Below are 26460 nucleotides of genomic sequence, written 5' to 3'. Positions count from 1 at the left end.
TCTGTCCCGTCTGTCCGATCGGCGCGCAGACATGCCCATACGCTTCAAAAAGCCGCCAAAATTAGGCATTCTTCGCATGTGGTGACCTTGGATGCACGGCCTCAGTTGATCGACGCACTTACCGCCCTCCGCGACCGTGTCGCCGCCGTGCGTCTGCCCCTGCCGCTTCCCGGCACGCCCCGGGCGAGGCAGACGCGTGTCGAATTGCTCGCGCAGCTCGACGACTATCTGGTGCCCCGGCTCAGAAACCCCGGCGCGCCGCTGCTCGCCGTGGTCGGGGGGTCCACCGGGGCCGGGAAGTCCACGCTGGTCAATTCGCTCGTGGGGAAGCGGGTCAGCGAGGCGGGGGTGCTGCGGCCGACCACCCGTACGCCCGTCCTCGTATGCCATCCGGACGACCATCACTGGTTCGCCGGGATGCGGGTCCTGCCCCAGCTCACCCGCGTATGGCTGCCGCATCAGGAGGAGAGCGAGGAAGAGACGGAACGCGCCCCCGGATCCGCCGGAAGGAACGAGCTGCGGATCGAGAAGGCGTCCGCCCTGCCCCGTGGGCTCGCGCTCCTCGACGCGCCCGACATCGATTCCCTCGTCGTCGACAACCGTCTGCTCGCCGCCCAGCTGATCTGCGCCGCCGACGTGTGGGTGATGGTGACGACCGCGTCACGGTACGCGGACGCCGTGCCGTGGCATCTGCTGCGGACCGCGAAGGAGTACGACGCCACCGTGATCACCGTGCTCGACCGGGTTCCGCACCAGGTGATCGCGGATGTCTCGCGGCAGTACGCGGCCCTGCTGACCAAGGCCGGACTCGGCGACGTGCCCCGGTTCACCATCCCCGAGCTGCCCGAGTCGGCGGGCGGCGGCAGCGGACTGCTGCCCACCACCGCCGTGGCGCCGCTGTTCGCCTGGCTGACCCAGCGGGTGCAGGACCCGGCCGCTCGGCAGCAGGCCCTCGGGCGTACGGCGACGGGCGTGATCGACTCGCTCAACGCGCGGATGCCGGAGCTGGCCGCGGCCGCCGCCGGGCAGTACGCCGCGACCGTACGGCTCATGGCGGTCGTCGAAGAGGCGTACGAGAAGGAGCGCGAACGGCTGAACCGGCAGCTCAAAGCGGGTGCGGTACTCGCAGGGGACGCCCGGACGCGATGGCGCGGATTTCCACGCGACAGCTCCGCGGGCGAACTCCTGGACGCACTCGCCGACAGCCTCTGCGCGCTGGTGCAGTGCGCCGTCGCCGCCGCCGCCGAGCGTGTCCAGGACGCCTGGCGGCGCGAACCCGGCGCGGGCGGCGTCACCTTCGCGGGGCGGCCGGATCCGGAGGCGGCCGGGCGGATCGGCATCGCCGTGCGCCGGTGGCGGCGGGAGCTGGAGGAACTGGCGGAGGAGGAGGTGCGCGGCCTGGAGATGACCGCCGCGCCCGACACCGAGACCGTGGCGGCGCTGGTCGCCGCCGCCCTGCTCGGCGGGCGGCGGGCCCGTGGCGCGGGGGAGCAGCTCGCCGAGCGGATCGGAGCGCACGCGGCGCTACGGCTGCGCGACAGGGGCGGAGAGCTGATGACGAGGTACATCGACGGCGTGCTGAACACCGAACGCGACGGCCGGCTCGCACCGCTCGACGCCCTTGAGGTGTCCCCGGAGCCACAGGCAGAGCTGATCGCCGCGCTGTCCGTACTGCAGAAGGCGAGGAGAGGGCGGTGACCGCCATCATCGGCGACGAGAACGAGACCGGCGCGCGGAACGGCTGGAGCGCGCTGAACGGCCGCGGTGCTGCTGCGGGTGCCGGTGCCGGTGCCGCTGCGGGTGCCGTTGCCGGGAACGGAGGCGGCGCTGGGCACGCGAGTGGTGAGTTCGCCGGGCGTGCCGGGCATGCTGGGCGTGCCCCGAACGGCCGCTGGGACGACGGGCTGATCGCCCGGCGCATCACCGGACCGGAGGCAGCCGGGCTGGAGACAGCCGGACCGGAGACGGTCAGGTCGGAGCCGACCCGGCCGAAGGGGGCCCGGCCCGAGCTGACCGGGTCGGCAGGGCCGGACAGGGCCAGGCCGGAGCGCGTCGACGACGGCGGCGGGCCGGATGAGGAGCACATGCCGATCGGCGGCACCTATGGCGGACCGCTGCGGACCCGCCTCGACGCACTGCGCGCACTCGTCGGCCTCTCCCGTACGAGACTGGAGAGCGGCGCGCTCGCGGAAGCCGGGCGCGTACTGGACGAGGCCGCGGCCCGGCAGCGTCTGTCGTCGCGGCACACCGTCGTCGCCATCGCCGGCGCCACCGGAAGCGGCAAGTCCACCCTCTTCAACGCACTCGCCCAGGTGCCCCTCTCCGAGACCGGCCTGCGCAGGCCCACCACCTCCGCGCCGATCGCGTGCGCCTGGTCGGAGGGCGCGGCCGGGCTGCTCGACCGGCTCGCGATCCCGCCGAGGCTGCGCCGCCGCCCGCTCGCGGGCGGGTCCGAGGAACTGTCCGGCCTCGTCCTGATCGATCTGCCCGACCACGACTCGGCGATGGTGAGGCACCGGGAGCAGGTGGACCGGGTGCTGGCGCTGGTGGACGCGGTGATCTGGGTCGTCGATCCGGAGAAGTACGCGGACGCAGCCCTGCATGAGAGGTATCTGCGCCCGCTGGCGGGCCATGCGGAGGTCACCTTCGTCGTACTCAACCAGGTGGACCGGCTGCCCGGCGAAGCCGCCGACCAGGTTCTCGACGATCTGCGCAGACTCCTGGACGAGGACGGCATGGCGCTCGGCGAGCACGGCGAGCCCGGAGCGACCGTGCTCGCGCTGTCCGCTCTCACCGGTGAGGGCGTCGACGAACTGCGGGACGTGATCGGCGCGTTCGCACAGGAGAGGACGGCCGCCGCGCGTCGGCTCTCGGCCGATGTGGACGCGGCGGCGTTCGAACTGCGTTCGGCGTACGTCGCCGAGGGCCGGACCGGTCTCGACGAAAGAGCGCGCGAGGAGTTCGCGGTCCGGCTGGCGGAAGCGGTCGGAGCGCAGGCGGTCGGCGACGCGGCCGAGCGCGAGTGGCGCAGACACGCCGGCAGGGCGTGCGGAACGCCTTGGCTGCGGCTGTGGCGCTGGTACGAGCGCATGCGTACGCCGGGGAGCGGGGCGTGCGCCGACGCCACCCCGGTGGAGGAGGAGCCCACGGCACGCCAGCGGGTCGAACAGGCGGTGCGCACGGTCGCGGACGAGGCGGCGTCCGGGCTGCCCGCGCCCTGGGCCCAGGCGGTGCGCGAGGCGGCTGTGCGGGGAGCCGATGGGCTGCCGGAGGCGCTCGACGTACTGGCGGCGCGTGAGGCGGAGACGACGGCGAAGCTGCCCTTGCGGCCCGCGTGGTGGCCGGCCGCGGTGCTGACCCAGGCGTCGATGACGCTTCTTCAGATCTACGGTGGATTGTGGCTGGTGGGTCAGATCATCGGTGTTCTGGAGCCGGGGCTGGTGTTCCCCGCGCTGTTGATGCTCGCGGGGATCGTGGGCGGACCGCTGGTCGAGTGGGCGTGTACGGCAGCCGTGCGAGGGCCCGCGCGACGGTACGGGCTGGAAGCCCAACGGCGGCTGCGGGAGGCGGCGGCCGGGTGCGGGCGGGCGATGGTCCTCGATCCGATCGCGGGGGAGTTGATGCGGTACCGGGAGGTACGGGAGCAGTACGCCACGGTCGCGGCCGGTTCGCGGACGGGCTCCCGTGGCGGGCGGGGCACAGGGGTGACGGGGTTTTCCACAGTGGCGCGGTAGTCCACAGGCTTCAGCGGGATTCCACCATCCCGTCCAGCATGGAGATCCGGCCGAACGAATGGGGCGGCCGGATCGACTGACCGACTGGACGACGGGACGGGGAGGTGGTCTCCATGCAGGACACCATGGTGACTTTGGTGGGCAATGCCGCCACGATTGTGGAGTATCGCGAGAGCGCGACGGGCGGAATGTCGCGTTTCAGAATGGCGGTGACGCCGAGGCGCTGGGACCGGCAGACCGAGACCTGGACAGACGGGCACACCAGCTTTTACACGGTCTTCGCCTGGCGGGCGCTCGCGGCGAATCTCGCGGGTTCCGTCTCGGTCGGTGATCCACTTGTCGTTCACGGCCGGCTGAAGGTGCGTGAGAGCGACCGGGACGGTTACGGCGATATGCGGGACGGGCCGCGGAAGACCTTTGTGGACATCGAGGCGGTGGCGGTCGGGCACGATCTGACCCGCGGGACTTCGGCTTTTCGGCGGGGCGCGAAGTCGGTGCCGAATCCGACGGCCGAGCAGTTGCCGCATGCAACGGGAGCAGGGGCGCATGATGCCGCGGCGGGGGAGTGGACCGGGGCTGCGCGTCCGGCGGCCACGGGCGGGACAAGTTCCTTGGGGAGTAAGGCCGTTCCGGTCGCCGTGCCCTGAGCGGGGCGGGGTCCTGATAGCGCCGTCGGCCGGATCCGGGGCCGGACACGGTCGCCCGCACCGGCTCAAGCCGACTGTCATACAGCCCTGTTGAGCCGGTTTCATCTGGGTTCGCGGTGATCCGTCAATGGTCTGGTCGCGGCCTGGTCGGACTGGTCGGCCTGGTCGGACTGGTCGAGGTTCGGTCGCGGCTGGTATCCGGCATGCACCGATAAAAGGTGTGATCAGGGCTTCTTCGACCGGCGGTTCGCGCCCGGTTCATCGTCGAAGTGAGGGGATTTGTCGATTCAGAAATAGGCGCAGTGCTCGGTGAGGGCATCAGGGATAACGATTCCGAGTCGGAACGGTTATCTGACGGTATGACTGGGGACGACGCCGCGATGCGTTTATAGGATTTCCCGATACTCACGGGGCACTTGAGTCAGTAGGCGAGGCACACTCCTCACGCGTCACACCGCGAATGGCCTCGCTCGGAGGGGATTTCTGTGTTTTCCAAGTTCTCTGCGTCCGTTGGACGCAGGCGATCCACCGCTCGTCGCATAGCCGCCGCGGTCGCGGTGACGGGTCTCGTCGCGACGGGCGCTCTGACCGGTGCGGGAGCCGCCGTCGCCGCCGACGGGGACCAGCATCAGGGCGGCGCGGTCGCCACGCTCGACGGACTGAAGACTTTCGACGACGCACTGATCTACTGGGAGGGTGAGTCGAAGCCTCAGACCATGCCTGCCGGTGTCTTCGAGATGACCGTCGAGGGCGGCGGCAAACTGAAGACGTACTGCATCGACATCTACAACCCGACGCGGGACAACGCGAAGTACCAGGAGACCCCCTGGAGCCAGACGTCCCTCAACGACAACAAGAACGCCGGGAAGATCCACTGGATCCTCCAGAACTCCTACCCGCAGGTGGACGACCTGGCGGCACTCGCCGAGAAGGCCGGCACCGGACCGCTCACGGAGAAGACCGCCGCCGCCGGTACGCAGGTGGCCATCTGGCGCTACTCCGACAACGTGAAGGTCACCGCGGAGGACGAGAACGCGGAGAAGCTCGCGGACTACCTGGAAGAGAAGGCCACCAACCTGGAGGAGCCGAAGGCTTCCCTCAGCCTCACCCCGAACGCGGTCTCCGGTAAGCCGGGCAGCCGCCTCGGCCCGGTGACCGTCAGCACGAACGCGGCCCAGGCGCCCCTGGCGCTCTCGGCGGACGCGATATCCGCCGGGGTCAAGCTCGTCGACGAGGCCGGCAAGCCGGTCACCTCCGGCGCGAACGGCTCGAAGGTCTTCTTCGACGTTCCGGCCGATGCGCCCGACGGCTCCGCGACGCTGACGGCGCAGGCTGCCACGCCCGTGCCCGTGGGCCGCGCGTTCGTCTCGGCCATCACCAAGAGCCAGACGATGATCCTCGCGGGCTCCAGCCAGTCCACGGTCACCGCGAACGCGACGGCGACCTGGGCGAAGACCGGTGCGGTTCCGGCCGTCACCGCCAAGAAGAACTGTGACAAGGGCGGCGTCGACGTCACCGCCTCCAACAAGGGTGACGAGCCCTTCACCTTCACGCTGGCGGGTCAGGAGCACACCATCCCGGCCGGCGGCTCGAAGACGGTGACCGTCCCGGTCGCCGAGGACCAGGCGTACGACATCACCATCACCGGTCCCGAAGGGTTCAAGGAGAACTTCAAGGGCGTGCTGGACTGCAAGACCAGCCCTCCCAGCCCGAACCCCAACCCGGACCCGGAGAACCCCTCGGAGCCGACCCCCGCTTCGGCCGGCGGCAGCTCCACGAGCGGCGGCACCTCCACCACCGGCGGCGGCGACCTGGCCGCGACCGGCAGCTCCAACGCCACCCCGATGATCGCGGGCATCGCCATCGCCCTCGTGGCACTGGGCGGCGGCGCGGTCTTCTTCCTCCGTAAGAAGAAGGTGTCCACCGGAGAGTAGGCACTCCTGAGCGCAGGGTCACCCCCGCGCTGACGACGGCCCCGGACGCGACACCGCGCCGGGGCCGTCCGCTGTCCGTGGTCCGCTGTCGATGATCCGTTGCGCGTGGTCCGCTGTGCGTCGTGCGCTGTGCGTCGTGCGTCGGTCCCGTGTTCCGAGCCGTCGTGCGTGAGCCGCCGGGTGGTTCCGCGGCCCGGTCCGTTCCGGCCGTGGGCTGTTCCCCGGCTGCCGCCGCCGTCCCCGCGCCTGCCGTCCCCCGCCTGACGCCGCCCGTTCGCCGTCGGCCCCTGGCCGTCCGCGGCCGTCCGCCGTCCATCGGCCGCGGCCATCCGGGTGTCCGGCACCGTTCGCCGTCCAGAGGGCGTCAGCTCCGCCGCACCCGCGCGTCCGGGCGCATCCGCTCCTGCCGTGGAAGACCCGTACCCGGCCGCGGGAGGCACCGCCGCGGGGCGCGGGAGACCGTGTGGCCCTGAGACCCGTCCCCGCCTCCGCCCCGCACCACCGTTACCGGTTTCCGTCGGGGGATGGACGTACGGCAAGATGGGATGTACCTCTGCCCACCCACCTACCTTGCCGGACGGTTTCTCTTGGCTGAGTACATCTACACGATGCGCAAAGCGCGCAAGGCGCACGGCGACAAGGTCATCCTCGATGACGTGACGCTGAGCTTCCTGCCCGGTGCGAAGATCGGTGTGGTCGGCCCGAACGGCGCCGGTAAGTCCACCGTGCTGAAGATCATGGCCGGACTGGAGCAGCCGTCCAACGGCGACGCGTTCCTGTCGCCCGGATACACGGTCGGCATCCTGCTGCAGGAGCCGCCGCTCGACGAGTCCAAGACCGTGCTGGAGAACGTCCAGGGCGGAGTGGCCGAGATCAAGGGCAAGCTCGACCGGTTCAACGAGATCGCCGAGCAGATGGCCACCGACTACTCCGACGCGCTGCTCGACGAGATGGGCAAGCTCCAGGAGGAGCTGGACCACGCCAACGCCTGGGACCTCGACGCCCAGCTGGAGCAGGCCATGGACGCGCTCGGCTGCCCGCCGGGCGACTGGCCCGTCACCAACCTCTCCGGTGGTGAGAAGCGCCGCGTCGCCCTGTGCAAGCTGCTGCTCGAAGCCCCCGACCTGCTCCTCCTCGACGAGCCCACCAACCACCTGGACGCCGAGTCCGTGCAGTGGCTGGAAGCGCACCTCGCCAAGTACGCGGGCACCGTCGTCGCCATCACCCACGACCGGTACTTCCTCGACAACGTCGCCGGCTGGATCCTCGAACTCGACCGCGGCCGCGCCATCGGCTACGAGGGCAACTACTCCACCTACCTGGAGTCCAAGCAGGCCCGTCTCAAGGTCGAGGGCCAGAAGGACGCCAAGCGCGCCAAGCGGCTCAAGGAAGAGCTGGAGTGGGTCCGCTCCAACGCCAAGGGACGGCAGGCCAAGTCGAAGGCACGTCTCGCGCGTTACGAGGAGATGGCCGCCGAAGCCGACAAGATGCGGAAGCTGGACTTCGAGGAGATCCAGATCCCGCCGGGCCCCCGCCTGGGCAGCGTCGTCGTCGAGGTCGACAACCTCTCCAAGGGCTTCGGCGAGAAGCTCCTCATCGACAACCTCAGCTTCACCCTCCCGCGCAACGGCATCGTCGGCGTCATCGGCCCGAACGGCGCCGGCAAGACCACCCTGTTCAAGATGATCCAGGGACTGGAGGAGCCCGACTCCGGCGCGATCAAGGTCGGCGACACCGTCAAGATCAGTTACGTCGACCAGAGCCGCGCCAACATCGACCCCAAGAAGTCCCTGTGGGCCGTGGTCTCCGACGAACTGGACTACATCAACGTCGGCCAGGTCGAGATGCCGTCCCGCGCCTATGTCTCCGCCTTCGGATTCAAGGGCCCGGACCAGCAGAAGCCCGCCGGCGTCCTCTCCGGCGGTGAGCGCAACCGGCTGAACCTCGCGCTCACCCTCAAGCAGGGCGGAAACCTCCTCCTCCTGGACGAGCCCACCAACGACCTCGACGTCGAGACGCTCTCCTCGCTGGAGAACGCGCTGCTGGAGTTCCCCGGCGCGGCGGTGGTCGTCTCCCACGACCGCTGGTTCCTGGACCGGGTGGCGACGCACATCCTCGCGTACGAGGGCGACTCCAAGTGGTTCTGGTTCGAGGGCAACTTCGAGTCGTACGAGAAGAACAAGGTCGAGCGTCTCGGCCCGGACGCGGCCCGCCCGCACCGTGCCACGTACAAGAAGCTCACCCGAGGCTGAGAGAGCTGAGACACCCATGGCCCGGCACGTCTACCGCTGCCCCCTCCGCTGGTCCGACATGGACGCCTTCGGGCATGTCAACAACGTCGTCTTCCTCCGGTATCTGGAAGAGGCGCGCATCGACTTCATGTTCCGGCTCCAGCCGGGGGACGGCTCCCCTTCGTTCTCCGGGGGGTCGGTCGTGGCGCGCCACGAGATCGACTATGTGCGCCCGCTGGTCCACCGGCACGAGCCGGTGATCATCGAGTCATGGGTGACGCGGATCAACGCGGCCTCGCTGACCATCGCGTACGAGGTCAAGGAGGCCGAAGGCTCCTCCGAGGTCTATGTGCGGGCCTCGACCGTCGTCGTCCCGTACAACCTGGAGGCGGCCCGTCCGCGACGGATCAGCGCGGAGGAGAAGTCCTACCTCCGGCGATTCATGGAGGATGCCGACGAAGGCGCGCTCGTCGCATGAGCGCGCCCGTGCGGAGTCCGCATTTCGCCGACACGAGGGAGGCGGAGGATCTCACCGCCTTCCTTGCCCGGTTGCTGCACTACGACCGCGCCGCCGCCGTCCGGCTCCAGGCGGGTGGCGCGGAGGGCCCCGCGCCGAGCCTCGCCGTCTTCGGCCGCCCGCCGTCCTTCGAGGTGCTGGCGATCCGTACGGCACGGCTCGACGCACCCCTCGCACTGGACGTCACCGTCTCCGCCGGTGAGCTGCTCGAGGGGATAAGCGGTTCCGGGTTCACCGTTCCCGGACCCGTGACCGGGCCCCCGTGGGCGGGGGTTCTGCCGCCGCGAGGGGGCTGGCGCGAGCTTCCCGGGCTGCCGCACATCACCGAGATGCGCGACGCCGTCACCGCCGCCGTCGCCGAATTCCGCGTCCGGGACGAGCAACTGCCCCCCGAACGCCGTGTCCGCGCCGAACGCGACCGGATCGGACGCGAGATCTGGTCGCGCACCGTCGCCGGGACGCCCCTGCCGCTGCGGGCCGTCCATGCCGCGCACTCCCTCGGATTTCTCCCGCCCGGCGTTCCCGTCGCGCTGCTGTCCAGCGGTTCATGGCTCAGACTGCGTACCCCCTTCGGGTCCATCGCCGTACGGATGGCCGGTCTCGGCGGATTGAGTGTCGTCCGCACCGGAACGGGTTGACGTCCACCCATATGGGCATGCGCACAAGCACGTGAAAGCACGCCGGGACAGGACCGGACGGGCCGGCCGCGCGCCGCGCCTGGCGTCATGCCTACAGCGGTGTGCGGGACGTGAGCCGCTGAGGCACCGGCCGGTGGACGAGGACACGGGGACGACGGGGATGACGGGATGACGGGATGACGGAGAAGGCCAGCGCCGTGCAGTCGGTGGACAGGGCCGTGAGCGTGCTGGAGAGCCTGGCCAGACACGGTGAGGCCGGTGTCACGGAGATCGCCGACGAGTTGGGGGTGCACAAGTCCACCGCGTTCCGGCTGCTGGGGGCGCTGGAGAACCGGGGCCTGGTCTCCCAGTCCAAGGAGCGCGGCAAGTACCGTCTCGGTGCGGGGATGCTCCGGCTGGCGGGCGCCGCGGCCGTCCGGCTCGACATCACCCAGGAGGGCGCGTCCCTCTGCCGTGAACTCGCCGACGAGGTGGGCGAGACCGTCAATATCGCGGTCCTGGAGGACGACGCCGCGGTCAATGTCGCCCAGGCGCGCGGAGCCGCCTCGGTCACCACGTACAACTGGCTCGGCCGCCGCACCCCGCTGCATGCCACCTCCAGTGGAAAGGTGCTGCTCGCGCATGCTCCGGCCGCTGTCAGGAAGCGGCTGCTCGCGGCCGGTCTGGAGCGTTTCACCGAGCACACGATCACCTCGCCCGCCGCGCTGGACATCTCGCTGCGCGAGAGCGTCGAGCAGGGGTACGCGATCGTCGTCGAAGAGCTGGAGACCGGGCTGAACGCGGTCGCCGCGCCGGTCCACTCCTACGACGGGACCGCGACCGGAGCGCTCAGTGTGTCGGGCCCGGCCTACCGGCTCGGCGAGGAACTGCTGCCGAAGGTCGCCAAGCGGACCATGGCGGTGGCGGAGGAGCTGTCCCGGCGCATGGGCTACGGCGGCTGACGTCCGTGTTGCGCGTGTAGGTCGGCGGCTGCCCGGCCCGGACGCCGGGCCCGCGTCCGGCCCCGGCTCCGCTCTGATCTCGCGCCGCCAGGGACAGCCCTTACTCGATGGTGTTCACCATGGAGGCGGCCGCATACGTGAGGTACTTCCACAGCTGCTCCTCGTGCTCCGGAGCCAGCTCCAGCTCGTCGACGGCGACGCGCATGTGCTTCAGCCAGGCGTCGTGCGCGGCCCGGTCGACCCGGAACGGCACGTGCCGCATCCGCAGCCGGGGGTGGCCGCGGGTCTCGTTGTAGGTGCGGGGGCCGCCCCAGTACTGCATCAGGAAGAGCGCGAACCGGTCCTCGGCCGGTCCCAGGTCCTCCTCCGGGTACATCGGCCGCAGCAGCGGGTCGTCGGCGACACCCTCGTAGAAGCGGTGGACGAGACGACGGAAGGTTTCCTCGCCGCCGACCTGCTCGTAGAAGGTCTGCTCCTGAAGGGTGCCGCGCGGAATCTCAGTCACCGCTCCATGGTCTCAGACGGACCGGACGAGGACTCGGGGCCTAGGACCTCTCGTTCGGATCCGGCCGGGCTCGGGTGCCTGGCACCGCGCTCCCCCTGGGCCCGGCGGCTCACGGAGGTGCCCCCACCGCACGGATTCCTCCGCCGCCATGCGGCGCGCGTCACCAGAGCCCGCTCCCTGATCCGGCCTGTTCCGAACGGCAGACCCTGGACCTGCCCTTCCGGCCCGACCCGACCCGGCCGGTTCCGGCGCTCCGCATGGCACGGGTGCTCGCCTCCGCGGCGGCAGCGCAGCACAGTGGAGGTATGAGTACGCACCTGGAACGGTATGCCGAGCCCGCCGACGAGGCGCGCCGGGCGATGGTGCGGGTGATAGCGGCCGACGGAGGGCTGACCGACCCCGCCTGGCGGCTCGCGTTCGAGGAGGTGCCCCGGCATCTGTTCGTGCCGTACTACTACGCCAACCGGGCAGGCTTCTACGAGCGGCTGTGGAACGAGGACCCCGATCCCATCCGCCGGGAGCGGTGGCTGCGGGGCGCGTACTACGACGGCCCGCTCGCCACCCGTGTGCGCGACGGCGAACTGATCTCCTCCAGCAGCCAGCCGTCCCTGATGGCGAGGATGCTGGAGGCGCTGGAGGTGGGGTACGGGAACGACGTCCTGGAGATCGGCGCGGGCACCGGCTACAACGCGGCGCTGCTCTGCCACCGGCTCGGCGACGAGCATGTGACGACCATCGACGTCGACCCCGAGATCACGGAATCGGCGCGCGTACATCTGGCGGCGGCGGGCTACCGTCCGGCCGTCGTCACCGGGAACGGCGCCCGGGGCTGCCCCGGCCGCGCGCCCTTCGACCGGATCATCGCCACCTGCACCCTGCCGTCGATTCCGTACGACTGGCTGCCGCAGTGCCGCCCCGACGCGCGGATTCTCGCACCGCTCTCCACCGGGCTGATCTCGCTCCGGGTGCGCGACGACAGCCGGGGCCGCTTCGCGGAGGGGCGGTTCCTGCGGACCTCCGCCTACTTCGTGCCCCTGCGCGGCGCTGACGCGGCACCGCAGGGGCGAGTCGGGGGGCTGCCCAGGCGGGCGATCGAGAACGATCTCTTCCGCTTCATGCTGACCCTGACCGCGGGAAGCCTCGATCCCCGCGAGGCCCTGTCCCTGTGGGAACGCGAGGGACGCCCGCGCCGGGACCGGTTCGGGATCACCGTGAGCGGGCGTCACCAGTGGGCGTGGCTGGACGATCCCGGCGGGCCCTACCTCTGGCCGCTGGGACCGGGACAGTCCTGAGAGCCCGGCGCTCCGGTCCCCGGCCGTAGCCCCCCGCCGTAGCCCCGGCCTCAGCCTCAGCCTCGACAGATCGCGAGCAGCAGCGGCCTCAGCCTCGGCTTTAGCCTCGACGGATCGTGATCGTCGTCCAGGCCCCGACATGGACCCGGTCACCGTCGTTGAGCGGGACCGGGACATAGGGCTGGATCGGGTCCTCCGCGCCGTTGAGGGTGGTGCCGTTCGTCGAGTTCTGGTCGACGACCGCCCAGGAACCGTCCGGCTGCTGCACCAGCACGGCGTGCTTGTGCGAGACGCCCGGATCCTCCGGCGGTACGGACAGATCGATGTCGGGCGACTCCCCGGTGGTGACACGGCGGCGGCCGATGGTGACCTGGTTGCCGACGAGCGCGAGACGCTGCTCGGGGGAGTACGCGGGCAGATTCAGGCCGCTCGCGTCCGGGCCGCTGCGCTGCATCATGGCCAGGAAGTACTCGCGGTCCGGCCCGATGACGGCGGTCCAGTTTCCCGGATGCTGATACGAGGGCGGCGACTGGTGCTGGCCGGGACCGGGGCCCTGACCGTGCCCATAGCCTTGTCCCTGTCCCTGTCCCTGTCCCTGTCCCTGACCGTGGCCGGGCCCTTGCCGGCCGTACTGCGGAGGCATCGGCTGCTGCTGGTACGGCGGGGGGCCCTGCTGCCCGGGACCCTGCACCGGAGGGGCCTGCGGCGACTGGGTCTGCTCGGGCGGGGACAGCATCCAGTCGTCCGCGCCGACCGTCTGCCGGGGTCCCGGCGGGGCCGGGGGAGCCGACTGCTGCTGATACGGCTGAGCGCTCTGCTGCTCCGGTCCCTGATGGCCGCGGGGATCCGGACCGCCCGGGAACGAGGGCGGCCCCTGCTGGAACGACGGATGCGGCGACGGATGCGCCGGCGGCTCCTGCGGCGGCCCGTGCAGCGGCTCGGCGGGTCGGTTCAGCTGCGAGGGGCGCGAACTCTGGTAGTCGTACGGATCGTGCTGCGGTCCTGGCCCCTGGCCAGGACCGGGACCGGGGCCAGGACCCTGGGGACCGGGACCCGGCGGACGGGGCGGCGGCGGCTGGTTGGTGAAGCCCGCCGGGAGGTTCAGGCCCGGGGACTGCGGCGCCGGAGCCAGCGGTGTGTACGAGGTCGCCGTATGCGTCAGGAAGTTGTACCTGCACTCCTCGCAGTACGGTGCCATCGCCTCACGCGGGGTACGGCACTGCGGGCACAGCTCGGCCTGGGCGGTGGCGTTCGAGTCTCCGGGGCCCGGATAGCCGTAGCCGGGCCGGGGCGGAGGGGGCGGCGGTACGGCCCCCGCCGGAGCGCCCGGGCCGGCCATACGGTGGCCACAGACCTCGCACCAGTCGTCGGAACCCGACTGGTGTCCGTTCGGGCAGGTCGGCATGGAGGCGCCTCCCCCTCTCCTCGTCCGGCCCGTGGGCCGCTGCTCGTGCTGCTGCCGCAGCTACTTCTTGACGCGAACCGTCTTGGTGGAACGCGTTTCGAGTGTCATCTCGTCGGCGTCCGCGACCTTCGCTTTCAGTCGCACAGTACCTGTCGCTACGTCGACCACGTCCACCACCTTCGAAAGGAGTTTCGCAGTGTCCTCGTTCCCGGACGCCGCCGCCAACTGCACGGCCCGGCCCAGTTTCGCCGTCGCTCCGTCGATATCTCCCGACTTGCGGGCATCCAGCCCCTGTTGGATGACTTGTGCCAGTTCGGCCTGCCCCGTGTAATGCGCGACCTGGGGATTGATCGAGGTGGAGGCGGCCATGTCATCCGTCCACACCGCTCGTATCAGCCCCTGGGAGAGCACCACGGGCGTGCCTCCGTCGGACGCCGGGATGATCAGCGAGGCGCGGGCCGCCAGCATTTCCTGACCGAGGTCCGCGTCCGGCACCTGGACGCAGACGTGATAATCACGTGACTCGTCGCCCCAGGAACCGGTCGGATAGTCCCCGGCGCGGGGCCCCGCCTCCGTACGCCGGCCGGTCAAGTCCTCGACCGTGGGGGCCACCTGCTTGACGAACTTGATCTCCACACCGACGGGCGTCCACAGCCGCAGCGCCACATCCGCGACCTCCTTGTCCATCGCGTTCTCCATCATCTCGGTGAAGTCGGCAGCCAGATGGGCCGGATCGGCGACGATGTCCGCCGTGCCCAGCAGCGCGGACGCGATGCCCGTGACCTCCTTGACCTCCCAGTCGGTGCCGACACCACGGGCGTCACAGGTGAACCGGCCGGTCACGGCGTTCAGCACGGCTCGCAGATTCTCCGGCGACTCGTGCTCGTTCCGCCCGTCCGTCAGCAGGATGCCGTGCAGGATCCGGCCCTCGGAGGTGGCCAGCAGCCGGTCCGCCATCCGCAGCCAGGTGCCGATCGCGGTGCCGCCGCCGGCGGTGAGGCGGCGCAGCGCCTGCTTCGCCTCGGCGCGGGTTTCGGCCCCCGCCACCGCGAGTCCGTCGCCACGCGGATAGACCTGGTTCGCCACATGCGTGCCGGCGACGATCGCGAACTCCACACCGTCGCGGAGGGTGTCGATGGCCGCGGCCGTGGCATCGCGGGCGTTCCGCATCTTCGTCGGCGGGTAGTCCATCGAACCGGAACAGTCGACCATGATCACAACGGCGGCGCCCGGCGCGGGCGAGGGGACGGCGGAAGGCGACGCCGAAGCGCCCGTCAGGGGAGCCCCGCCACTGGTGCCTCCGCCGGTGGAGGTGACGGTCACGATCGCGCTCACCTCGCGGCCGCCCTCCGGCAGAAACTCGTTCTGGTACACCTCGACGGAGAACTGAGGCACCTGGGACTTGGAGAAATTGGCCATCTGATGGGCTCCTTGAGCGCTCCACTCGGGGAGGGCCGGTCAGCGGAAAGTCGGCAATTCAACAACGGGCCGGGCGGTGGGAAAGCGGGCGTACGGGGTAGGCGGTCCGGGCCCGTCCGGAGGCCCGCTCGTGGAGAAGACGCCGGACGCGAGCGGGCACAGCGGCCGCTGAACGGCTCGGGCTCGACGAGTCGGTGAACACGTGGTGGACGAACCGTGCTCACGCCGTGTTGTAGGTGGTGTAGGCCGATCCTGCCCCTTGCCGCGCCACCGCGAACGGCAGGACCGCCACTGTTACGTTGTCGTGCCCGCCACCGTCGAGGGCGTGCCCGACCAGGACTTGGGCGCTGTGCAGCGGGCGGTCCGCCGCGTCGGGCGGGAGGACCCTCGCCATCTCGTCCGCGCCCTCGGCGTAGTTCCACAGCCCGTCCGTGCAGACCACGACCACACCCGAGCGATCCGGTTTGAAAGCCGCGGTGTGCGGCTCCAGTTCATACGCGTCGGCTCCCAGCCAACCGGTGATGGCGTGGGCGCGCTCGTCCGCGTACGCCTCGGCCTCGTTCATCAGCCCGGCCGCCACCATCTGGGCCGCCCAGGAGTCGTCCTCGGTGAGCCGGGCGGACGGTCCGCCGCGGTCGTCGGGCACCCAGTAGGCCCGACTGTCGCCGACCCAGCCGACGATCAGCAGTCCGCCGGCCGAGACCGCGCCGACGATCGTGCAGGCGGGCGCGTTCTGGTGGCGGTGCGGGTCGTGGTCCATCGCGTCGCCGTGCGGTGTGTGCGCGGCAAGGGAGTTGACCGCCGTGGCGGCGGCGAGGATCGCGTCGCGCATGGCCTGCTGGGGGTGTGTGCCGCGCGGTAGCGCCTCGAGCAGCAGTTCGTTCGCCGCCGTGGCCGCGGCTTGTGACGCCTCGTCGGGACGGGTGGCCGACGAGACCCCGTCGCAGACGATCGCGACGACGGCCGGTGATCCGTCGGGCAGCGCGGTGGACGAGACTGCGAAGGCGTCCTCGTTGCGGTGGTGCCGCAGTCCCCGGTCACTCACGGCCGCGACCGCGCCCAACTCCTGCTCCATGTGGTCCCGTTTACGGGGCTGGGCATGGCCGCAGTTCTCGCAGTAGCCGTCGGTGTCGACATGGCCGGCCCGGCAGGCGACACAGACCTTGCCGCCGACGGCCGGAGCTGCCGCGACCACGGGATCCACCGCCCGTGGATCGGCCGCGACCGCTGCCTGCGCCGACGATGGGGCCTGGTCGGACTGAGGAGTCTGCGAGGAGTGCGGGGAGTGAGGTGAGTGCGGGAGACGCCCGCCCGTGTCGTCCGCACCCGAGGCCGGTGACGGGGTCGGACCGCTTCCGCCCGGAGCGTGCCGGGGACGGGGAGGGCCGGACGCCGACGCGGTGTTCGCGTGTGTGGCTCCGTACACGGGGAGTTGGACGCCCGCCGAGTCCGTGCCCGGGAGGTCGCTCGGCAGATGGACGGGCGCGGGGACGCCCCGGCTGTCCGTGCCGGTCGCCCTGGGCCACTCGACCGGGACGCCGATGGCGAGCGTCGGACGGTCGGCGCCGGGCGGCGGCGCGGCGACGGCCGAGAGGTCATGGCCGCACGCGCCGCAGAAGCGGTCGTCGTTCTCCACCGGTTCGCCGCAGCCGGGGCAGTTCGCCCCGGCCGGCTGATGCATCTGCGACGGCATCGATCACACCCACGTCCGGGGGCGGAAGCGGTTCGCGCGCTCCACCAGTTCCATCCGCTCCTCGCCCCGCTGGGCGAGCCGGGCGAGTACCCGGTAGGAGCGTTCCAGCCCGAAGCGGAGGCCGCGTTCGTCCAGTTCGCTGCCGAGCAGTACGGAGGGCACACCGGCCCGCCGTGACGTACTCGCCGAACCCGGTACGGACGGCGGTGCTCCGGGACTACCGGAGAGTACCCAGTCCAGTGCCGTGCCGAGAACCTCTGTGGAGAGCTGCTCCCGGCGCACCGGGTCGAGGCCGAAGTCCTTCAGCGCCTCGACCTGCGACGCCGCCGCGGACAGATCGTCGATCAGCGGATCGTGCGGGGCGCGCCGCCGCAGCCTCGACCGTACGGCGGCGACCCGAGCCGCCGTGTAGTGGATCGACGCCTCCGGCACCGACTCCAGGGTCCGTACGGCCCCCGCCCGGTCGCCCGCGGCGAGCTGCACCCTGGCCAGGCCGAACGCGGCGCTGACATAGCTCGGATCGGTCGCCCACACCAGTCGGTAGTACTCGGCCGCGTTGTCGAGCTGGCCGAGGATCTCGGCGCAGACGCCCAGCGCGAGCTTGGGCGCGGGCTCGCCGGGGAACGCGTCGTACACCGCGTCGAAGGAGAGCGCCGCCGCCTCGTGGTCCCCGGTCACCAGCGAGCTGAGTCCGCGGTACCAGACGACCCGCCAGTCGTCGGAGTGCTGGGTCTCCAGGGCGTCCAGGACCTGGGCCGCGGACTCCAGTTCCCCCATTTCCAGCCGGGCGCGCAGCTCACGCAGGCGTGTTTCGGGGGAGTGCGCCGGGGCCGACTGGAGCGCCGAGATCAGTTCGGCGGGGGCGGAGGCCATCAGCCCCGCGAGGAAGCCCGCGTTCGGATCGCCCGGATCGACGCGGGGGACGGGCAGCGCGAGGGAGACGGCGGGGGTGTCGAGCGCCACGAGATGCGGTGCCAGCCGCCCGCTCACGGCCCCGCTCAGCAGAGCCCCCGCGGCCCCCGCGGTCACCGCGGCCCCCGCGGTCACCGCGGTCACCGTGGTTGCGGGGGTGACCGTGGTTCCGGGGGAGGCCGTGGCCCCGGCGGTGGGAACGGCGACCGTGCCCCCGCCTGCCGTGCCCCCGCCTGCCGGAAGGGCGCCGGCCGGGAGCCCGCCGGTACCGCCGCCGGCCGTGACGGCTGCCGGGGCCACGGCACCGTCCGCTCCCGCACCCGCCTGGCGGGTGATCGCGCCACTGGGAAGCGCGGCCGCCGGCTTCCGCGCCCCCTTGAGGGGCCGCACGCCCAGCGCCGACACATCCTCGGACAGCTCCGCGAACAACTGGGTGTCCGTGACCTTCAGCTCCGGCCCGAACAGGGTCGACAGCGACGGCCGCGGACGGCCCGTCTGGATCGCGACGACCTCCCTGAGAACGCCCGTCAGCTGCTCGGCCATCTCCTGGGCCGAGGCGAACCGCCGCGCCGGATCGGGGTCCGTCGCGCGGACCAGCAGCCGGTAGAACGACTCGTACGTCCGGAAGACCTCGATGTTCTCCGGATCGGGCAGGGAGTCCGCGAACACGTTCGTGTAGCCCTGGAAATCGAAGGTCAGCACGGCCAGCGTGCGCGCGACGGTATAGAGGTCGGAGGCGACCGAGGGGCCCTCGTCGGCGACCTCCGGGGCCTGGTAGCCGACGGTGCCGTAGATCGCGGACTCCTGGTCGTCCATCCGCCGGACCGCGCCCATGTCGATCAGCTTGAGCTGATCCTGCTGCTGGATGGCGTTGTCGACCTTGAAGTCGCAGTACAGCAGGTTTCTGCTGTGCAGATGGCCGAGCGCCTCCAGCGCCTCGATGCCGTACGCGCACGCCTGCTCCACCGGCAGCGGGTCCCGCTTGCCCGACGCGTCGCGCCGGTCGTTCGCGATCTCCTTCAGGGACTTCCCGCCGACGTACTCCATGACGATATAGCCGTCGAGGGAGCCGGTCCGCTGGTCGAGGTGCTCGACGAAGTTGTAGATGCGGACGATGTTGGAGTGCTCGATCTCGGCGAGGAACCGCCGCTCCGAGATCGCCGCGGCCATCGCGTCCTGGTCACCGGTGTCCAGCAGGCCCTTGAGGACCACCCACCGGTCGGAGACCGCGCGGTCCACCGCCAGATAGACCCAGCCCAGGCCGCCGTGGGCGAGACAGCCGAGTACCTCGTACTGTCCGCGCACGATGTCGCCCCCGGCGAGCTTGGGCACGAACGAGTACGGGTGTCCGCACGACGTGCAGAACCCTTCCGTGCGCCCGGCGCGCTCACCGCGCGAACGCCCCACCGGGGCACCGCAGTCGGAACGGGAACAGAACCGCTTGCGCTCGGGGACCTCGGGGTCGGCCATCACCGCCGAGCGCGGGTCGGGGCGCGGCACCTCGGGCACGGTCACCAGGCCCGCGCCCAGCCGGTTGCGTCCGGACGCCTGGGCGGAGCCGCCGGAAGCGCGCACCGACACCGAGCGGGTCGACGTGCTGGACCCGGCGAGCGAGCGGGAGAGCCGCCCCGAGACCGACCGGCGCGACGTCGACGAACGGGAGGAGGCACGCGAGGACGCGCGCGACGAGGCGCGGGAACTGCTCCGCGCCGATGAGCTGCCGCCCGCGCCGGCGCGGGAACTTGCCCCGCCGGTGCCACCGGTCGCGACGACGGGCGCGAGGCCGCAGGTGTCGCAGTACAGCTCGCCGCCGCCCATGTCCTCGTAGCGGCCGTCGCAGCCGGGCCGCTGGCAGCTCTCGTTCTCGCTCACGAATCCCTCCTGCGGTCGGCGGGCCCGGACCGTCCGGACTCCGAAGGGGTCAGGGCCTCCGCGGCGGCCTGCTGGTAGCGCAGCACCGCCTGCTCGGCCACCCGCAGATCACACGGCGCGCTCCACAGCATCCTGCGGGCCGCGTCGTACCGCTCGATCAGCATCGGGTCCTCGGCGAAACCGTGCCGGGCCACCTTCGCCTTGTACGCGTCCAGCCGGCCGCGCAACTCCGCGCGGACCGCGAGCGGCGCGGTGACCGCGGTCAGCGATTCGCGGGCGCGCAGCAACTCGTCGTCGGCCTCACGCTCCAGGGACTCCAGCAGGGGTGACAGCCGGTGCCACCGGGAGTGCCTGCGGTACTCGGCGGCGGTCGCCAGCCGCTCGTGGAGCGCCGTCGGCGGACCGCTGACGGCGGGCACCTCCGACGCGGCGATCTTCGCCAGCACCTCGCCGCGCGCGGAACGCGCCTCGGACAGGGTGCGGTCGGCCCGCGACAGCACATCGCGCACCCTGATCAGCCGCTCCTCGGAGTCCTGGCGGACCCCGAGCACCGCCTCGATCTCCCGGCGGACGTCCTCCAGCGCGCGGGCCGCACGGTCGTAGCGGTCGGTGTCGGGGCGGCCGCCGCCCGGCGCCGAACTGCCGGGCGCGGGACGCCAGAAGGCCAGCGGATCGGAGATCACCTGGGCGCGGAGGGTGGCCAGCTCCTGGGTGATCGACTCCAGCTCGTCGCCGGACGGGTGCTCCCCCGGCCGTACGCCGACGGAGTGGGCGAGGGAACGGGTGCGTTGCAGTTCCGCGGCGAGCAGATCGATCCGCGCGGGCAGCGCCGACCAGACCGCGTCCGCCGTCACCACCATGTTCAGCGAGGACGCGTACAGCTCGTTCATCCGCTCGACGAGTTCCGCGAGGGTGAACTGCTCGGAGAGCCTGGCGGGTCCGGCGATCGAGGGGGTGGTGTGGGCGGCGCGGTTCGCCATGGTCACACTGGGGCCGCGGAGCCGTTCCGTCAGCTCCACCAGATCGTCACGGCTCGACCAGCGGCGGCGCGCCCGCACTTCGCGGATGTCCGTCAGGGCGGCGGTGTACGCGTCGAAGTACCCCCACAGCAGGGTGATCGCCTGCTCGGTGGAGGCCCACCGGTCCTTGGTGACCCCGGTCAGCTCCGCGCCTTCGAGGAGTCTGCGGCCCGCGTGGTCCTGAAGGGCGAGCAGCGAGGTCTCGATCGCCTCGTGCTCGGCGTCGAGCCGCGTCAGCGCACGGTCCACCTCGTCACGGTCCATCACCGGCCCATGGGGTCTCCCGGAGCCGGGCAAGGGTCCAGCGACGCCCATCGATCACCTCTTTCGTCGGTCAGCCGGTGCGGTACTTGGGCTTGGGCGCCTCGGATATCCCGGGCAGATCGGCCTTCAGCCATTTTGCGTACGCGGCCTTCCAGCGGACCGGACGGTAATCCTCCAGCACCTGGTTGATCCGGCTGACCAGGTCGTCCTTGCCGAGCTTGGTGGCGACGCCGTAGTACTCGGTGGTGAAGGGCTTGCCGCCCTTCAGCTCGATGGCCGGGTCCTGGGCCGCCTGGCCGGCGCCGAGCGCGTTGTCCGTGACGACGGCGTCGACGAGTCCCTCCTGGAGGCGTACCAGGCAGTCGAGCTGGTTCGGCACGGTGAGGATGTCCTCGTCCGCGGGCTTCCCGTCGTTCCTGTCCTTGAAGATCGCGCCGAACGACTGCTTCTCCAGCGCCTCGTACGCCGTCGAACCCTCGGCGGAGCAGACCCGCTTGCCCTTCAGAGAGTCGTCGTACCCGGTGATGCGCGACGTCTTGGAGGCGAGGACCTGCTGGCCGGCCTGGAAGTACGCGGTCGAGAACGCGACCTGTTTGATACGGGCGCAGTTGATCGTCATCGTGCGCACGACGATGTCGACCGTGTCGTTGTTCAGGGCGGGGATGCGCTGATTGGTGGGTATCGCGCGGAAGATGACCGCCTCCGGGTCGCCGAAGATGTCCTCGGCGATGGCGCGCGCGAGATCGATGTCGAAGCCTTCGAGGTTGCCGGAGGTGGGATTGCGGTAGCCCCAGCGGTAGCTGTTCTGGTCGACGCCGACGATCAGTTTGCCGCGCTTCTTGATGACGTCGATGTTCGGTCCGTCGGCGGACGACGGGGGCAGCGACGTCTCCGGCGCGGTGCAGGCCGCCGCCTTGGCGGGTGCCGCCGACGGCACGCCCTCGCCGTGTGCCGCGATGACGGATCCGGCGTCCCGCGACAGCGGGATCAGGGTGGCGGCGGTCACGGCGCAGGCGACGGCCATGCTCGTGACACCGCCCCAGCCCCGGAAGCTGAATCCGGCCGCGCGCACCCGTGCGGCGCGGGACCCGGCCGCCTCGGGCCCCGCACGGTCCGCTCCGGCCGCCTCGGGCTCGGCACGGGGGCCCGCGCCGGATCCGGCGGCGGCACTGTCTCCGGCCGCGGCACCGGTCCCGGTTCCGGCATGTGCTCCGGTCTCCTTGTCGCTCATCACGCCTCCCCTCTCACCGGTACTCCGAAAGCCTGCGGTTGACGCCGAGAACGGCTCCCAGGGCGCCCAGCACCCCCAGCGCGGCCGCTCCGGCCGGCAGCCCGCTCAGCGCGGACCGCCCGTCCTCGGCGGCCCGGGTGAACTGCCGCTGCTCACGCGCGAGTGCCTTCTCCAGCGCCGCGTCCACCTGGTCGAAGGACTCCCCGGTGGAGCCCTCCGGGTGCGGGCCGATGACCTTGTCCAGTGCGCCGTCGTAGTCCCCCGACTTGTCGGTCGCGCTGGCCTCCTGGTGCCGTTCCCGCCAATCGGCCACACCCGTGATCGCGATCTGGAGGGGACCGCCGTCCTCGTCCTCGCCGTCGTCGGCGATGCGCCGGGCCTGGCTCAGGTTCTCTCCGAGGTCGCGCATGTTCTCGCCGAACTCGGTCTCGTACTTGTCGTTCTTGCCGTCGTCGGTGAGCACCGCGCCCCGTGCGACCAGGACGAGGTTCTCATTGGCACGGGCCTTCAAGGAGCTGATCCGGGCGTCGTTCAGCACCTTGAGGGAGTGCTGGCTGCTCGTCCTCGCCTCGTTCAGATCGGAACTCGCGACCGTGTGCGCGGTGACCAGCCAGAGCAGGAGGACCGTGGCGGCGGCGGTCGAGGCGAGCAGCCCCTGGTTGACGACCCGGTTCGTCCGCCGGTAGTCGCGCCTCTGGGCCCAGACCAGGGCGCCCAGCGCACTCACACCGAGCAGCAGCGAGAACACCGGCAGGAAGCGGGCGTCCTTGTCGTCCCGGTCCAGGCGGGCCGTCTCCGCGTCGTACAGCTTCTGCGCGGCCGGCAGCAGCACCTTGGTCATCTGCTCATTGGCGAACCGCAGATACGCGCCGCCGAGCGGCAGCCCCTGGCGGTTGTACGCGCGCGCCGTCTCGATGCGGCCCGTGTAGAGGGGCAGTTGCTCGTTGAGCGTGGCTATCTGGCGGCCGGACTCGCTGGAACTGTCCGTGTTCGTCGCGGCCTTGATCAGCAGCCGGGAGGCGAGGGCGATGTCCTTCTCGTACCGCTCGCGCACCGCGGCGGGCTCCTCGGCGGCCCCGGCCAGGAAGCCGCTGGACGCCGCCGTGTCCGCGTCGGCGAGCGAGCGGAAGACGGACGCGGCGTCCGCGCTGAGCGGCTGGCTGCGGCTCACGACGTCATCGGCGGCGGACGCGCGGTCGGAGATCTCGAACGCGGCGACCGCTCCGAACGCGATGACCAGCGCCGCCAGTACGGCCCCGATGATCCGGAGCCGTCCCGGCTCGGTCGTCGCGGCAGCGCGCAGCCGGGTCCTGGAGTCCGAGAGCGCGCCGGAGTGCGGGGCCGACGGCGGCAGGCCGCCTCCCTGAGCGGACCCCGACCCGGACCCCGACCCCGTCCCGGACACGGGAGTTCCGGGCGGCTGTGCGGGCGGTGTGGACGCCGGGGCCGACTGAGGCGTGGTGCGCACATTCGGCGGGTATGTCACGAGACCTCCCCCTCGGTCGCTGACGGCGGCCCGCTCCCCTGCGGGTCGGGGGGATTCCCCTGGCCAGCAGTATGACCGCGATGACCGACAATCACAGCAGGATTGACTGGATCTTGAACCTGCCGTGGTGGATCAGCCAGTGATCTCCCCACCCTGAATACGCTTCAAGCGCCTGATCGGTTCCCGATTTCGGGCACCTGGCGGCCATTCTTCCGTATCCCGCCCATACCGCGCCCCGGCCCAGCCCGTACCGCGCCCCGGCCCAGCCCGTACCGTGCCCCGGCCCTGCCTCCGCCGTGCCCCGGACCCCCCGCCCCGACCACCGTCCCAGCCCCGCCCCCGCTCTTCAGGGCCCCCTGACGGTCTCCGGGCCCCCGGAGACGCCTGGTGTGCCGGGACCGCCCGCCCTCACGTCCCGCGTACCCGGCCCGGCCCGTCCCGGGCGGCCGGTCACCGGACCGGCTCGGCCGGTGCGTACCGCGCCCGCACGCGCTCGTGCGCCGCCGCGGGCGCGCCGGTGTGATCGAGCCCCAGCAGCACCGCGCCGAGGACCGGCGGCGCCGTGACCACCTCCACCGTCGCCTTGGGGGCCTTCGCGGCGAGCATCGCGGTGAGATGGGCTTCCAGTTCGGGATGGCGGGCGGCCAGGACGCTGCCGCCCAGGAGCACCGGCGTCTCCTCGTCCAGCAGACCGAGCCGGTCGAGCGCGACCGTCGACATCGCCACCACCTCCTCCGCCAGCCGCCGCACGAGCCCGCCCGCGACCGGATCGCCGTCCGCGCTCGTGGCGAAGAGCACGGGCGTCAGCTCATGGACGCGGGCGTACGGCACCGCGCCCCGGTGCAACGCCTCGATCAGCGCGGACATGGAGCCGAGGCCGAAGTGCTCCGGCAGTGTGCGCGCGAGCGCCGTCGGCTCGCCGCGGCCGTCCTCCGCGCGGGCCGCGTGCCACAGGGACTCCTCCGCGAGGCCCAGCCCGCCGCCCCAGTCGCCGGAGATCTTGCCGATAGCCGGGAAGCGCGCCGTCCTGCCGTCCGGCAGCATGCCCACGCAGTTGATGCCCGCACCGCAGACGACGGCCACCCCACGGGGTTCGTCGAGACCCGCCCGCAGGATCGCGAACGTGTCGTTCCGCACGGTCGTCGAACGCGCCCACTCCCGCGCTCGCAGCGCGGCCGTCAATTCCTCCTCCTCGACGGCGAGATCGACGTTGGCGAGACAGGCCGAGAGATGCTCCACGCCGTCGACGGGCCGCCCCTGCGCTCTCGCGCTCGCGAGCGCCGCCTCGATCGTGTCCGCGAGCGCGTCGATCGCGGCCTCGACGCCGACCTTCGGCGGCTGGAAGCCCTGTCGCCCCCGCGCCGACGCGATGACCGAACCGTCGGCTCCGACGAAGACCACGTCGGTCTTGCTGTTCCCCGCGTCGATGGCGAGGACTGAAGCGGTCACGCCCACGCCAGGTGCTCCCGGTTGTGCGCGATCAGCTTGTCGGTGAGCGCTTCGGCGTACGCGTACTGACCGATCAGGGGATGCGACAGCATGGCCTTGAAGACCCGGTCGCGTCCGCCGCGCAGCGCGGCGTCCAGCGCCAGATCCTCGTAGGCGGTCACCTGGGCGATGAGCCCCGCGTACAGCGGGTCCACCCGGCCGACCTCCAGCGGGGTCGCGCCCCGCGGGCCGACGGCGGCCTGGACCTCGATCACGGCGTCGTCCGGCAGGAAGGGCAGCGTGCCGTCGTTACGGGTGTTCACCACCTGGTAGGGGCTGCCGCCCCCGCCGAGCAGAGAGGCCGCGAGATCGACGGCGGCCTCCGAGTAGAACGCCCCGCCGCGCTGGGCCAGCAGTTCGGGCTTGGTGTCCAGCGCCGGATCCCCGTACATCTCGAGGAGCCGCCGCTCCATCTCGGCGACCTCCGCGGCCCGTGACGGCTTGGTCCCCAGCTCCCGTACGACCTCGTCGTGCGCGTAGAAGTAGCGCAGATAGTACGAGGGGACGACACCGAGCCGGTCCAGGAGCGCAGGCGGCAGTCTCAGCTCGTCGGCGAGGGCTTCGCCGTGCCCGGACAGCAGTTCCGGCAGCCGGTCCTCGCCCTCCGGGCCGCCGATCCGCACCCCGGTCTCCCAGGTCAGATGATTGAGCCCCACATGGTCCAGATGGACCTCCGACGGCGCCACGTCGAGGAACTTCGCGAACTTGCGCTGGAAGCCGATGGCGACATTGCACAGGCCGACGGCCTTGTGTCCCGCCTGCAGCAGAGCCCTCGTCACGATGCCCACCGGGTTGGTGAAATCGATGATCCAGGCGTGGGGGCTGGCCCGCCGGACCCGCTCGGCGATGTCGAGGACGACCGGCACGGTACGCAGCGCCTTGGCGAGCCCGCCCGCGCCCGTCGTCTCCTGCCCGACGCAGCCGCACTCCAGCGGCCAGGTCTCGTCCTGGTTCCGGGCCGCCTGCCCGCCGACGCGGAGCTGGAGCAGCACCGCGTCGGCGCCGGCGACCCCGGCGTCCAGATCGGAGGTGGTGACGATCTTCCCCTCGTGGCCCTGCCCGGCGAAGATCCGCCGGGCGAGTCCGCCGACCAGTTCGAGGCGTTCGGCGGCCGGGTCGATCAGCACCAGCTCACTGATCGGGAGCGTGTCCCTCAGCCGGGCGAACCCGTCGATCAACTCCGGTGTATAGGTGGATCCGCCACCCACGACAGCGAGCTTCATCCGCACTCC

At 71.5% G+C, this 26460-nt stretch carries 19 protein-coding genes; 9 read left to right on the top strand and 10 right to left on the bottom strand.

The annotated features are described in order from the left end of the window. Positions 1–87: 87 nt before the first annotated feature. The 8 genes from ACWEFL_RS07230 to ACWEFL_RS07195 all read left to right on the top strand — a co-directional run bounded on the left by ACWEFL_RS07230 (position 88) and on the right by ACWEFL_RS07195 (position 10642). Positions 88–1698 carry a dynamin family protein gene (locus ACWEFL_RS07230; RefSeq protein WP_451708854.1) on the top strand — a complete coding sequence of 537 codons (1611 nt, stop codon included), beginning with the start codon at positions 88–90 and terminating at the stop codon, positions 1696–1698. A gap of 386 nt (positions 1699–2084) precedes the next feature. Further along, positions 2085–3734 (top strand): GTPase, encoded by a 1650-nt coding sequence (locus ACWEFL_RS07225; protein ID WP_451708853.1) that lies wholly within the window; start codon positions 2085–2087, stop codon positions 3732–3734. A 113-nt stretch (positions 3735–3847) separates the two neighbouring features. Then, entirely contained in the window at positions 3848–4381 is a 534-nt protein-coding gene (locus ACWEFL_RS07220) for a single-stranded DNA-binding protein (protein ID WP_451708631.1), read from the top strand. 557 nt (positions 4382–4938) lie between these two features. Further along, positions 4939–6315 (top strand): Cys-Gln thioester bond-forming surface protein, encoded by a 1377-nt coding sequence (locus ACWEFL_RS07215; protein WP_451708628.1) that lies wholly within the window; start codon positions 4939–4941, stop codon positions 6313–6315. 587 nt (positions 6316–6902) lie between these two features. Beyond that, the gene (ettA, locus tag ACWEFL_RS07210) at positions 6903–8567 is read left to right on the top strand and encodes an energy-dependent translational throttle protein EttA (RefSeq protein WP_451708625.1); all 1665 of its coding nucleotides are present in this window, start codon (positions 6903–6905) and stop codon (positions 8565–8567) included. A 16-nt stretch (positions 8568–8583) separates the two neighbouring features. Next, positions 8584–9024 (top strand): acyl-CoA thioesterase, encoded by a 441-nt coding sequence (locus ACWEFL_RS07205; RefSeq protein ID WP_451708623.1) that lies wholly within the window; start codon positions 8584–8586, stop codon positions 9022–9024. After that, a complete protein-coding gene (locus ACWEFL_RS07200) occupies positions 9021–9701 on the top strand; it encodes a hypothetical protein (RefSeq protein ID WP_451708621.1) in 681 nt (226 codons plus the stop codon). The genes ACWEFL_RS07205 and ACWEFL_RS07200 overlap by 4 nt, the downstream gene beginning before the upstream one ends. Positions 9702–9877: 176 nt before the next feature. Then, a complete protein-coding gene (locus tag ACWEFL_RS07195; protein WP_451708618.1) occupies positions 9878–10642 on the top strand; it encodes an IclR family transcriptional regulator in 765 nt (254 codons plus the stop codon). Between the two features lie 100 nt (positions 10643–10742). Here ACWEFL_RS07195 and ACWEFL_RS07190 read toward each other — a convergent pair whose 3' ends face one another. After that, positions 10743–11147 (bottom strand): globin, encoded by a 405-nt coding sequence (locus tag ACWEFL_RS07190; protein ID WP_451708615.1) that lies wholly within the window; start codon positions 11145–11147, stop codon positions 10743–10745. 305 nt (positions 11148–11452) lie between these two features. Between ACWEFL_RS07190 and ACWEFL_RS07185 the strand changes: the two genes are divergently transcribed. Beyond that, positions 11453–12439 carry a methyltransferase domain-containing protein gene (locus ACWEFL_RS07185; RefSeq protein ID WP_451708613.1) on the top strand — a complete coding sequence of 329 codons (987 nt, stop codon included), beginning with the start codon at positions 11453–11455 and terminating at the stop codon, positions 12437–12439. Positions 12440–12539: 100 nt separating this feature from the next. Here the strand turns inward: ACWEFL_RS07185 and ACWEFL_RS07180 are convergent, their stop codons facing one another. From ACWEFL_RS07180 to ACWEFL_RS07140, 9 genes are all read right to left on the bottom strand, one after another. After that, complete coding sequence (locus ACWEFL_RS07180) at positions 12540–13844, bottom strand: FHA domain-containing protein (RefSeq protein WP_451708610.1); 1305 nt, start codon at positions 13842–13844, stop codon at positions 12540–12542. Positions 13845–13904: 60 nt separating this feature from the next. Further along, positions 13905–15263 (bottom strand): vWA domain-containing protein, encoded by a 1359-nt coding sequence (locus ACWEFL_RS07175; RefSeq protein ID WP_451708607.1) that lies wholly within the window; start codon positions 15261–15263, stop codon positions 13905–13907. Between the two features lie 220 nt (positions 15264–15483). Further along, the gene (locus ACWEFL_RS07170) at positions 15484–16956 is read right to left on the bottom strand and encodes a PP2C family serine/threonine-protein phosphatase (RefSeq protein WP_451708604.1); all 1473 of its coding nucleotides are present in this window, start codon (positions 16954–16956) and stop codon (positions 15484–15486) included. A gap of 3 nt (positions 16957–16959) precedes the next feature. Beyond that, on the bottom strand, positions 16960–19686 hold the full coding sequence (locus tag ACWEFL_RS07165; RefSeq protein ID WP_451708850.1) for a tetratricopeptide repeat protein: 2727 nt from the start codon (positions 19684–19686) through the stop codon (positions 16960–16962). A gap of 50 nt (positions 19687–19736) precedes the next feature. Further along, on the bottom strand, positions 19737–21074 hold the full coding sequence (locus ACWEFL_RS07160) for a hypothetical protein (RefSeq protein WP_451708601.1): 1338 nt from the start codon (positions 21072–21074) through the stop codon (positions 19737–19739). Between the two features lie 19 nt (positions 21075–21093). Then, on the bottom strand, positions 21094–22047 hold the full coding sequence (locus tag ACWEFL_RS07155; protein WP_451708847.1) for a glutamate ABC transporter substrate-binding protein: 954 nt from the start codon (positions 22045–22047) through the stop codon (positions 21094–21096). A 220-nt stretch (positions 22048–22267) separates the two neighbouring features. Continuing rightward, positions 22268–23740, bottom strand: a complete 1473-nt coding sequence (locus tag ACWEFL_RS07150) for a hypothetical protein (RefSeq protein ID WP_451708599.1) — start codon at positions 23738–23740, stop codon at positions 22268–22270. Between the two features lie 450 nt (positions 23741–24190). Beyond that, complete coding sequence (locus ACWEFL_RS07145; RefSeq protein ID WP_451708596.1) at positions 24191–25195, bottom strand: N-acetylglucosamine kinase; 1005 nt, start codon at positions 25193–25195, stop codon at positions 24191–24193. Further along, on the bottom strand, positions 25186–26451 hold the full coding sequence (locus tag ACWEFL_RS07140) for a 6-phospho-beta-glucosidase (protein WP_451708593.1): 1266 nt from the start codon (positions 26449–26451) through the stop codon (positions 25186–25188). The genes ACWEFL_RS07145 and ACWEFL_RS07140 overlap by 10 nt, the downstream gene beginning before the upstream one ends. Positions 26452–26460 lie beyond the last annotated feature (9 nt).

This window comes from Streptomyces sp. NPDC004838, from assembly GCF_053600955.1.
This window is presented reverse-complemented; position numbering and strand designations above follow the sequence as displayed.

Excerpts from the sequence above, each read along its gene's own strand:
- ACWEFL_RS07160 (WP_451708601.1), bottom strand. The coding sequence starts at position 21,074 with ATGGGCGTCGCTGGACCCTTGCCCGGCTCCGGGAGACCCCATGGGCCG.
- ACWEFL_RS07170 (WP_451708604.1), bottom strand. The coding sequence starts at position 16,956 with ATGCCGTCGCAGATGCATCAGCCGGCCGGGGCGAACTGCCCCGGCTGC.
- ACWEFL_RS07140 (WP_451708593.1), bottom strand. The coding sequence starts at position 26,451 with ATGAAGCTCGCTGTCGTGGGTGGCGGATCCACCTATACACCGGAGTTG.
- ACWEFL_RS07180 (WP_451708610.1), bottom strand. The coding sequence starts at position 13,844 with ATGCCGACCTGCCCGAACGGACACCAGTCGGGTTCCGACGACTGGTGC.
- ACWEFL_RS07225 (WP_451708853.1), top strand. The coding sequence starts at position 2,085 with ATGCCGATCGGCGGCACCTATGGCGGACCGCTGCGGACCCGCCTCGAC.
- ACWEFL_RS07205 (WP_451708623.1), top strand. The coding sequence starts at position 8,584 with ATGGCCCGGCACGTCTACCGCTGCCCCCTCCGCTGGTCCGACATGGAC.
- ACWEFL_RS07220 (WP_451708631.1), top strand. The coding sequence starts at position 3,848 with ATGCAGGACACCATGGTGACTTTGGTGGGCAATGCCGCCACGATTGTG.
- ACWEFL_RS07165 (WP_451708850.1), bottom strand. The coding sequence starts at position 19,686 with ATGGGCGGCGGCGAGCTGTACTGCGACACCTGCGGCCTCGCGCCCGTC.
- ACWEFL_RS07185 (WP_451708613.1), top strand. The coding sequence starts at position 11,453 with ATGAGTACGCACCTGGAACGGTATGCCGAGCCCGCCGACGAGGCGCGC.
- ACWEFL_RS07175 (WP_451708607.1), bottom strand. The coding sequence starts at position 15,263 with ATGGCCAATTTCTCCAAGTCCCAGGTGCCTCAGTTCTCCGTCGAGGTG.
- ACWEFL_RS07195 (WP_451708618.1), top strand. The coding sequence starts at position 9,878 with ATGACGGAGAAGGCCAGCGCCGTGCAGTCGGTGGACAGGGCCGTGAGC.
- ACWEFL_RS07155 (WP_451708847.1), bottom strand. The coding sequence starts at position 22,047 with ATGGCCGTCGCCTGCGCCGTGACCGCCGCCACCCTGATCCCGCTGTCG.
- ACWEFL_RS07200 (WP_451708621.1), top strand. The coding sequence starts at position 9,021 with ATGAGCGCGCCCGTGCGGAGTCCGCATTTCGCCGACACGAGGGAGGCG.